This window comes from Bacillus sp. RAR_M1_44 (assembly GCF_020165935.1).
In the GTDB taxonomy this organism is placed as follows: Bacteria; Bacillota; Bacilli; order Bacillales; family Bacillaceae; genus Bacillus; species Bacillus altitudinis.
The window spans coordinates 505,107-514,302 of the sequence record NZ_JAIUKX010000003.1; the positions used below are offsets into that span (position 1 = coordinate 505,107).

A 9,196-nucleotide genomic window follows, 5' to 3' on the forward strand; every position below is an offset into this window, starting at 1 on the left:
GCTATGGCGATTTCAATTGAGTCATGATATAAAAGCAGCGGTATATTGATCTTTAATTGGATACCTCATCACGTTTTTTCCCTAACTTCATCGATAACTGCACGCCAATCATCAGCATCACGATGGCGAGCATTGCGACAATAGCAGCTTGAAAATGTCCGCTGATATCGAAAATCAAACCGATTAAAAATGGACCAAATCCTCCCATGATATACCCGCCCATCTGTGACATCGCTGACCATGTACCGGCTTCTTCTGGCGTACGCGTTTCAATAATAGGCAACATAAGCGCCAAAGGAAATAATCCACCTGCTCCAATCCCTAGAAAAATAACAGCTGGCAGGATCGGCATTGGCAGTAGAAGGAATATGAGGCCAATCAGCTCTGACAAACTGCATAAGATCAGAAATAATTTCGGCTTTCCTAGACGATTAACGATTGCTGGAACAAGTAATGCCACCGGAATCTGAATGAGCGTAAATATCGTAAGCAGCATGGCGGCATACTGCGGACTATTCCCAAAATCAAGCGCAATGGGTGAAATCCACGCTGTTAACGAATAGAACATGCTAGACATAAAGCCAAAGAACAAAGTAAATTGAATAGCTTTTTTGTTTCGTAGCGGTAATCTCAGCGGCACGTCTGCATGATCTGCTTGTTGGTTTTTACGAGCTAGACCGAGCCATAAAATCAGTGCAATAACGCCTAAAACCGCCCAGCAGGCTAACGCAAGTGGAAGGTTATGCTCACTGCGAAGGTAAATCGGAATGGTCAAGCCCGAAGCAAGTGCAGCGCCAACTGTCATCGATATAGAGTACACACTGACAATCCCAGGACTTTTCGGAAAATACTTTTTAATAAAACTAGACAACAATGGTCCGGCAAAACTAATTCCAACTCCTCCTGCAAAAGCAGTCATGAGAAGGATGGTAACCGTTTGACTTGTACCACGCAGTCCAGTCGCAATTGTGATAAGAAAAATCGAGAAAAAAAGAGTTCTCTCTAATCCAAACCGGCGGCTTAGTTTCGTTGCTACAGGGGCAAACACTCCCATGCACAAGACCGGCAAAGTGGTTAAAAGACTTGCCGTGAGTGCACTAACGCCAAGGTCTGATTGAATCATGCTCATCATAGAAGCTACGGATGTAATGATTGGGCGCAAGTTTAAGGCAGCTAAAAATAAAGCAGCTAAATAAAATACTTTTTTTATCAATACTCTTCTTCCTCTCTCATCTTGTTGAGGTTACTATGAGTATAAATCCGCTTCATTCATTGATCAATACAATAATTCGTATTATGATGATAGGAAAATACTATCATTAATGAAAGGATGGCATATGGATACTCGTCACATTACCTATTTTATGGCTGTATTCGATCATTTACATTTCACAAAGGCTGCAGAGCAACTAGGTATATCACAGCCTACATTAAGCCAACAGATTCAGCTGCTTGAAGCTGAAGTTGGGATGCCGCTTTTTGACCGAATCGGTAAAAAAGTAGTTGCAACTGAAGCTGGTACGCTTCTTTATCAATATGGCTTGAAAATGCTTCAGGCTGAGCGAGATGCCAAAAATGCTATGAAAGAACTCTTATCTGAACAGCGGGGTACCGTTCGGCTTGCCGTCCTTCCCTCTGATCTTGACTTTCAGCTTGTTCCGCTTTTTGTAGAATTTAAAACGCTGTATCCAGAGATCAATCTAAAGGCTTTTTCGACCATCTTTGTTCGTGACGAGGTGCTCTCACATAAAGTCGATATCGGAATTGGGCTGCGCGGGCCTGCGGATAAACGCCTGATTCAAATTCCACTTGGCGATGAGCCCTACGAATTGTTTGTTCATTCAGACAGTGAACTGGCAAAAAGGCGTGAAGTGACGCTAAAAGAGCTGACAAAGCATGCGCTGGTCATGTATCCAAAAGGCTATCTAGGAAGAGATTTGGTCGATGACGTATGTAAAGAACACGGTTTTGAATTGGACACGGTCATGGATGTTGGGTCTGCCACTTCATTATTGCAGTTGGTTGAAGCCGGGATCGGTGCCACCATCCAGCCAAGAGGGCTGTTAAAGCAACATTCAGCATGGCCTAATATTGTCTCTATCCCTATTTCTGCTCCTGCTCCTGTTCGGCATCTTGAATTAACGTATTATGCCGATCGATTTGTGACCAAAGCGCAAAAACAGCTATCTGAATGGCTAATAGACTTTTTCAAATCAAGAACAAATTAAAAAGTGAGGGTAACACATGAAGAATGCAAACAGCATATTTACAAGAACAAACCGGGTTGTGATTCGTCAGTTTGATCAGCAGGATATTGAAGCATTTTATCAATACCGATCAAATCCCTCTATTGCCACATTTCAATCCTGGGAAAACTACACGCACGAAGAAGCTGAATCATTTGTTCAACACCAAATGACGCAACAACCTAATCAACCAGGGACGTGGTTTCAATACGCGATTGCCTTATCTGAATCCAATCAGCTGATAGGAGATTGCGCCATTCATACACTCGGCAGCGAGCCTAGAATCGTTGAAATAGGATTTACACTCGCGCCTGAATTTCAAGGAAAGGGCTATATTCACGAAGCCTTGAATTCAATGATCGAATATATTTTCACTACACTGAACAAGCATAAAATCATTGCCTTTACAGATGTACGCAACGAAAAATCCATTCGAGTGCTGGAACGTTTAGACATGAGACGCGAAGGACATTTGCTGCAAAATTATATGTCAAAAGGACATTGGGTCGATGAATATCAATATGCCATTCTTCAATCTGAGTGGGCCGCGAAGCGTCATTAAACATTTATTTCCTATTCAAAATCCCTAAATAAGCGCTCCACTGTCCTACATCGGTTCGATATCGTTCCGCCATGACCCGAACAATTTGGGAGATATGGGTGAAATCATGGACAACCCACGCAGAAAGTAATTCGCTCACTTGCACGACGCCGAATTCTGGATGGACGCCCTTTTTCTCTAGATCAAGACTTGAATGTGTCATACGCTGAATGTATGCCACATTCTCCATCCGCACATGATGAAACTCCGCTAGTGCTTGTTCTATCTGTCTTTCAGTTTGATTCAAATGGGAGTAGCGGTCAAATGCAGGGAATGGGGCATTCTCTCCATCAGCAAGAATGACATTTAATCGAGGAATCCAGTTGAATTTCTCTGCTTCAATCAAATGTTCAATGACTTCAACGGGATTCCACGTTCCCTCCCCTTCACGACTGTGAAGCCAATCCTTCGATAAACCTGACAAAAGACTTTCTAATGTACGAGGAGTTCGACTCAACATATCTAAAGCTTCATCCAAATTGAAATTCATATGGTAGCTCCTTTATCAATTTTTCTTTATTCTAATGTTTTTTGATTAGATTGCAACTCATACTGCAAAACAGATAAAGAAGAAAATAAAAGGTGCTTTTAATCAACCTTCTATATACAAATAGAACTTTTCTATAACACTCACCATCCTTTCTTTTTTTATAATAGAAAAAAATGAAATGTGGTGATAGTGATGTCTACAACGATTGGGATTATGGGTGGTATGGGCCCTTTAGCGACGATTGATCTGATGAAAAAAATCATCTCTCATACACCAGCTATTAAAGATCAGGATCATCTCCATGTGATTGCTGATAATGATCCGCAAATCCCTGATAGAACCAATGCCATATTTGGGAAAGGCGAAGATCCTACAGAACATATGATTGCATCAGCTAAAAGATTAGAACGCGCAGGAGCGGACTTTATTCTGATTGCATGCAATACCGCTCACTTCTTTTTAGAAAACGTACAACAATCCACTCATATCCCTATCATGAATATGCCATTAGAAACTGCAAAGCACCTGAACAAACATCACTATACGTCTGTGGGCTTACTATGTACTGATGGCACATTAAAAACCCAGCTCTATCAAAAGGCTTGTGCCCATCACAAGATTGATGTCATGACTCCTAGTGAAAATCTTCAGAAAAACGTGATGAATGGGATTTATGCCGTGAAAGCAGGGAAATTGAGTAAAGGCGAAAGTGAACTGGCGTTAGCTGCAGAAATTTTAATCAATCAAGGAGCAGAAGCCATCATTGCCGGCTGTACAGAAATTCCTTTAGTTCTAAGGTCAACCAAAGCTGTGAAAGTGATTGACCCTACTGTCATTTTGGCGAAAGAAGCTGTAAAATTAGTGTATGAGCTTGAAAAGCTAAACATTTAAAGAACGTCATATAAGGGGATAACATGAATATTGAGAATATAGAAGCGTTTATTTATGTATGCCAGCTAGGCAGTATCAATAAAGCTGCAGAAGCACTGTATTTAACCCAGCCTTCTGTTTCGGCACGTATTCAATCGTTAGAAAAAGAATTAGACCTGAAATTATTTGATAGACAGAGAAATAAATTATCTCTGACGGAAAAAGGTGAACAGTTTTACCCGCATGCCAAAAAGATTCTCCATTCTTATCAAGAAGCAAAGCATAGTCTCAAACAAACGATGATCCCTTATGAATTGACGATTGGATGCGCATCCTCTATTTCCAATAATCTATTGCCTAACATATTGCCCGCCCTAAAAGAAAAATACGAAAACCTGAAAGTGAAAATTGTAACAGGACATTCAAAGGATGTTGTCCAAAAAGTGATTAACAACCAAGTAGACTTTGGCATTGTCAGGACTGAAACACATCCTCAAATTGAATCAATCCCGATTTTCAGCGATCCAATCGGGCTGTTCGTCCCAACTCATCACCCGCTTGCCAGCCTAGGCAACATCAATATGAATGAACTAGAAGAACAACCTTTTATTTTCTTTGACTATGGGTCATTTGATTGGTTGATGCTCCACCGATTATTTCAAAAAAACAATATTACACCGAACATCTCCATTGAGGTTGATCATATGGAAACTGCAAAAAATTTAGTGCTGCAAGGAATGGGACTATCGTTTCTACCTCATCATTGTGTTAGAAATGAAGTAAAACAAGGAACATTAACACAAATTTCAATTGAGCCATCTATCAATTTCAACATCAATATTGAGTTCATTTATAAAAAAGGAAAATCCAAATCCGTTTTCATTGATCACCTTAAACAATTTTTTCATGACTTAGATTCAGCTACTTAAAAAAGCCCTTTTTAAGGGCTTTTTTGGAGTCATGACTTTATGCAATTGTAACTTCATAACTGCGCTGCTTTTACGGTAAGTTAATCTGCCTTTAAATTGAAAGCAAAGATTGATATAGACAAAAATGGAGGATTAGGGGGCTATCCTCGAGATGTTCGTGACTCAGGGTATACAAAGTTGGTGAGAAAAGTTAAATAAAGTAAGCTCCCTTTAGAAAGACTTCATACTCTCTAAAGGGAGCAAATTTTTCTAAATCATTCTTTTCATGATACAGTCCTAATTAGAAAGGTTGTTTGACGATGAGATTCAAGAAAAAATTAGTTATTAGCGTTCTTATTGCTTTTGTTTTGTTTTCTTCCTATTATTTACTTAAACATTTATTCATCAAAGAAAATGCTACAGCTGTATCAGAAAATGAATTCAAACCTTCATTTCTAAATGACAAATTAGCTACTATCTACCTTTCAGCATCAATTGATTATCAGCGTGAAGGGAGCTACACAGTATATATAGATAAAAAAGGCGAAATAACTACCTCAAAAGGTGGCGCAATTGAATTAGGTTCTATTGCTCAAGGTGAACAGATGTTAATGAAAGAGAACCCTTCTGAAATAAATATTCTTGGAAAAAAAACTGCCCATTTTAAGTTTAAAAATAAAGTACATACTGGCTATGGCCAAGCTAATGGATATTTAAAGAACAAAAAAATATTTTATACATTAAACAACCAAGGTTTTGGAGAAAAAGATTATCAAAGTTTAATCAGATGGGGCAACAGTCAAAAATTTCAAGAGCAGCTTTTAAATGGATACTTTGTTAGTACAGGAAGCGATGATGATAAAATTTACGTGATCAATCAAGATATGGATACTGATCATTCTACATTTCATGAATTGAATTTACAGAACAGACCGACTCTTAAAAAAGGTGGTCATGTTAAGCCCATCAACGAAGACTGGGAAGTTTATTCAAATATCATTATTAAGGACAAATTAGCTTATTTTATCCTCTATCACACTCCTGAAGATTCAAAAGATGTGTCTTTTAAAGTAGCCGTATTTGATATAGAAAAGAACAAATTAAGAGGAGCATATTTACTTGGCAGTTATAAAAGTGAAGATCAACTAATACCACCAAATGAAAAGCACTTCTATATAAAAGACGATATTTTATATCATTTCACTGCACATTCTAAGATTTATACATTTAACACAAAAACAATGAAATCAGAAGGATCCTTTTCCTTAGAACAAAAAGAAGGACTTGAAGTTAAGTTCGTTTATTTAAATTCTGATCATATATATTCATTAAACCAAAAAAAGACCGGAGAATATGAAATATCTTCTTATTCATACCAAAAGGGAAAAAGATTGAATTCTTTAAAGATAAAAGGTCTCGACAAAATTTTGGATAAGAATCATGTTTCTGAATATGACTTTTTCATGTTAGAACAAAATAGAAATGATGTTCTCAAAATATTTAATAGGTGATTCTAGAGGGAGAATGAAGATGACTCATTTAGAATTCGCATTCGGCTTGCTTCCAGTCAGTATGATCATCGCTTCTTTTATCGTCACATTGTTTGTACAAAAGGTTTATTTCATGCCAATTGTGAGCTTTATCATTTTGCTTATTCTGACATTTACACTTTTTAATGTCTCTTTCTTTGGCTGGGCTGTTGTTTACACTTTAGGCTCATTCATTGCTTCATATATAGCATTATTCATTATGAAAATTTTAAATAAAAAGAGATCATAAACTACATTCGAAAAGCCCTAGAAAGGGCTTTTCATCTTTCACTATCGTTTTTTCACTGGATGAATGTCCTCTCCCAAAAAGGCGGTATTCGGATCTTCACTATTTTCTAGAAATTCAGCAATTTCTTGCAGCTCTTGATTAATACGGTCATTCCTTGGCATATCTGGGTTTAACAGAAGGTTGGAGTGAATAGCAGTAGCTGTTTCATACAAGACCTGTTGATCTTTTATCTGTTTGATGCACTGTTTCATGCGCAAGAAAAACCATGCGATCTCTTCAATGTCTTCCATTGGATAATGTGCCATTTTGAAGAGATTCTGCTGACGAAGGTCTCCTCTCTCAAAAATGAGTTCAAGCTCTTCTTTACTGATATATAAATCCGAAGCTTCCTCCTCAATCTCTATTACATCAACCATGGCATCGTCAGCTGTATATAACCGCTCAACAAATTCATCGAAAGTATCTGCCAGCTTAAAATTCACTTCCATCTCTAAATCGAAATAGTGAATAGGAGGATGTTCCTTCGTTTCTCGATAATCCATGGCGATCCATGTATCTTCTTCCCCGCTGATGAAAACAAGTCCCTCGGGCAGCTCCAATTCATCACTTAACTGAGCGCTATTCATAATTCCATCATCTTTGGCGATTCCTCTTAGATGGTCGAATTGAACATGATCCTCTGCCCATGAATTCGCCGATCGGTTGGAAAAGCATTACGAACTGTAAAACCACCATTCCATTCTAAAATGAGTTTTTTGTATGTATCAGGTAAAGTGACACCAAGCGTTCCTTCTGCTTCAAGAATTTGTTCTTCATCTATCTTTTCTAACGTAAAAGGACTCTCTTCTTCTTTCTCCCAGAATGATTTCAAAGTGGATGCCTCCTCGTATCTATCTGAGATAAGTATAACATTGACCCACTGTTCATTTACTCATTCTAATTCATAAAAAAACAGACTCTTAAAGTCTGTTTTAATCTTGTCTATACATTTTCAGAAGTTGTATTTCGATCAATCATAATCGTGTTTCGATTTGATTTTTGTTCCTCCATTGTTGTATTCCGAATTGATTTCGTTTCAATGATTTTTAAAGTTTCTGCTGTTGAAACACTTAACAATACAATGGATAAAATGATTAGTAATTTTTTAATAATCATACAGACACTCTCCTTTTTGAATATCATTTTGAGCCTTAAGAGCCTTTCTGTAATATTCGGCAGCTTTTTCAAAGTCCCCTTTTTTTTCATAAAATAATCCGACACTTTGAGCAAATGCTTCCACATAGACATGTAGTTTCTTTTCTTCAAAAACATCAAACACTTCTTTCAAAGCTTGTTCATTAGTATCCATATAAATAGCTTTTAATGCTTTAAATAACAAGACACTTAGCGAATCATTTACCTTTGAGGAATATATAAGTCCATCTTCAACGAGCAGATCCGCTTCATCAGTTTGATTAGACTTGTACAGCGACCAACACAAACTAAATAGAGTGATTGGCTTTATGTCACTATTTTCCGAAGAAATGACATCTAACACTTCTTTATAATGCTTTATTGCCTCTGTATACTTTGATTGCCTATCATATGTATTACCAATATTTAATAATGTTTTTGCTACTAAACGTTGATCGTTTGCGCCCACAGCAATTGAATAAGCAGTCTTTAAATGTTGCAACGACTTTTCATATCTCATGAAATCATCATAATTTCCTGCAATGACAATTAGACTTTGAATTTGGCGAACTTTATACTGCTCATGTTCTTTATAAATATCTAGCGCCTTTATGATGTGATGCATAGAAACATGAGTTTGTTTCATAATATAGTAGGCTTCAGCCACCTTGAAGTGAAACTCCGCTTGCTCAATATCATCGACAACCAGTGCAAGCTGCCTTTCAGCGATCTTGTAATATTGAATAGCCTGTACATATTCTTTCTTACTAAATTCATGCATTCCTCTAAAAAAAGCATTGTAATATTGCAGCATACCCGAAAGTTGATGATTAGAATTCTCAATTTTATCAACCAATTCAGAAACAGAAGGCGATCGTTTTTCTGAAGGTTTAATATAATCGAGCATAAGCTGATGGCGAAAACACATCAATTGATAATAAATGAGCAGATCTTGATCCTCTTCCATTCGTTCAATTTCTCGTTCGACCTCAGCTTTCAAAATCTCTGCATCTGGTACACTAAATTGTCGAATCATTTTATACCATTCATTGATTTTAACACCTACATGTGAAGAAAGAACTTTCTCCATCCCTTATCCCCCTTCCATTGAACTCCCTTATATGACATT

General features: G+C 37.5%; 10 protein-coding genes and 1 pseudogene. 6 read left to right on the plus strand and 5 right to left on the minus strand.

What is annotated here, in order from left to right:
- Positions 1-52: 52 nt before the first annotated feature.
- Positions 53-1,213 (minus strand): CynX/NimT family MFS transporter, encoded by a 1,161-nt coding sequence (locus LCD34_RS18480; RefSeq protein ID WP_017359616.1) that lies wholly within the window; start codon positions 1,211-1,213, stop codon positions 53-55.
- Between the two features lie 109 nt (positions 1,214-1,322).
- Here LCD34_RS18480 and LCD34_RS18485 point away from each other — a divergent pair, with 109 nt between their 5' ends.
- Positions 1,323-2,228, plus strand: a complete 906-nt coding sequence (locus tag LCD34_RS18485; protein ID WP_017359617.1) for a LysR family transcriptional regulator — start codon at positions 1,323-1,325, stop codon at positions 2,226-2,228.
- A 16-nt stretch (positions 2,229-2,244) separates the two neighbouring features.
- Entirely contained in the window at positions 2,245-2,808 is a 564-nt protein-coding gene (locus LCD34_RS18490; RefSeq protein WP_048003231.1) for a GNAT family N-acetyltransferase, read from the plus strand.
- 4 nt (positions 2,809-2,812) lie between these two features.
- Here the strand turns inward: LCD34_RS18490 and LCD34_RS18495 are convergent, their stop codons facing one another.
- Positions 2,813-3,337 carry a DinB family protein gene (locus LCD34_RS18495; protein ID WP_224559826.1) on the minus strand — a complete coding sequence of 175 codons (525 nt, stop codon included), beginning with the start codon at positions 3,335-3,337 and terminating at the stop codon, positions 2,813-2,815.
- A 192-nt stretch (positions 3,338-3,529) separates the two neighbouring features.
- Here LCD34_RS18495 and LCD34_RS18500 point away from each other — a divergent pair, with 192 nt between their 5' ends.
- The 4 genes from LCD34_RS18500 to LCD34_RS18520 all read left to right on the plus strand — a co-directional run bounded on the left by LCD34_RS18500 (position 3,530) and on the right by LCD34_RS18520 (position 6,894).
- Positions 3,530-4,228: an aspartate/glutamate racemase family protein gene (locus tag LCD34_RS18500; RefSeq protein ID WP_224559827.1), complete on the plus strand. Its 699-nt coding sequence runs from the start codon at positions 3,530-3,532 to the stop codon at positions 4,226-4,228.
- A gap of 23 nt (positions 4,229-4,251) precedes the next feature.
- A complete protein-coding gene (locus LCD34_RS18505) occupies positions 4,252-5,136 on the plus strand; it encodes a LysR family transcriptional regulator (RefSeq protein WP_224559828.1) in 885 nt (294 codons plus the stop codon).
- A gap of 299 nt (positions 5,137-5,435) precedes the next feature.
- Positions 5,436-6,626 carry a hypothetical protein gene (locus LCD34_RS18515; protein ID WP_065864795.1) on the plus strand — a complete coding sequence of 397 codons (1,191 nt, stop codon included), beginning with the start codon at positions 5,436-5,438 and terminating at the stop codon, positions 6,624-6,626.
- A 19-nt stretch (positions 6,627-6,645) separates the two neighbouring features.
- Positions 6,646-6,894: a DUF2651 family protein gene (locus LCD34_RS18520; protein WP_035392368.1), complete on the plus strand. Its 249-nt coding sequence runs from the start codon at positions 6,646-6,648 to the stop codon at positions 6,892-6,894.
- 41 nt (positions 6,895-6,935) lie between these two features.
- Here LCD34_RS18520 and LCD34_RS18525 read toward each other — a convergent pair.
- The 3 genes and pseudogenes from LCD34_RS18525 to LCD34_RS18535 all read right to left on the minus strand — a co-directional run bounded on the left by LCD34_RS18525 (position 6,936) and on the right by LCD34_RS18535 (position 9,157).
- A pseudogene (locus LCD34_RS18525) lies at positions 6,936-7,765 on the minus strand (SMI1/KNR4 family protein).
- Positions 7,766-7,875: 110 nt separating this feature from the next.
- A complete protein-coding gene (locus LCD34_RS18530; protein WP_148780218.1) occupies positions 7,876-8,049 on the minus strand; it encodes a RapH phosphatase inhibitor in 174 nt (57 codons plus the stop codon).
- Entirely contained in the window at positions 8,039-9,157 is a 1,119-nt protein-coding gene (locus tag LCD34_RS18535) for a tetratricopeptide repeat protein (protein WP_057079666.1), read from the minus strand. Before LCD34_RS18535 ends, LCD34_RS18530 begins: the two co-directional genes overlap by 11 nt.
- Positions 9,158-9,196: the final 39 nt, after the last annotated feature.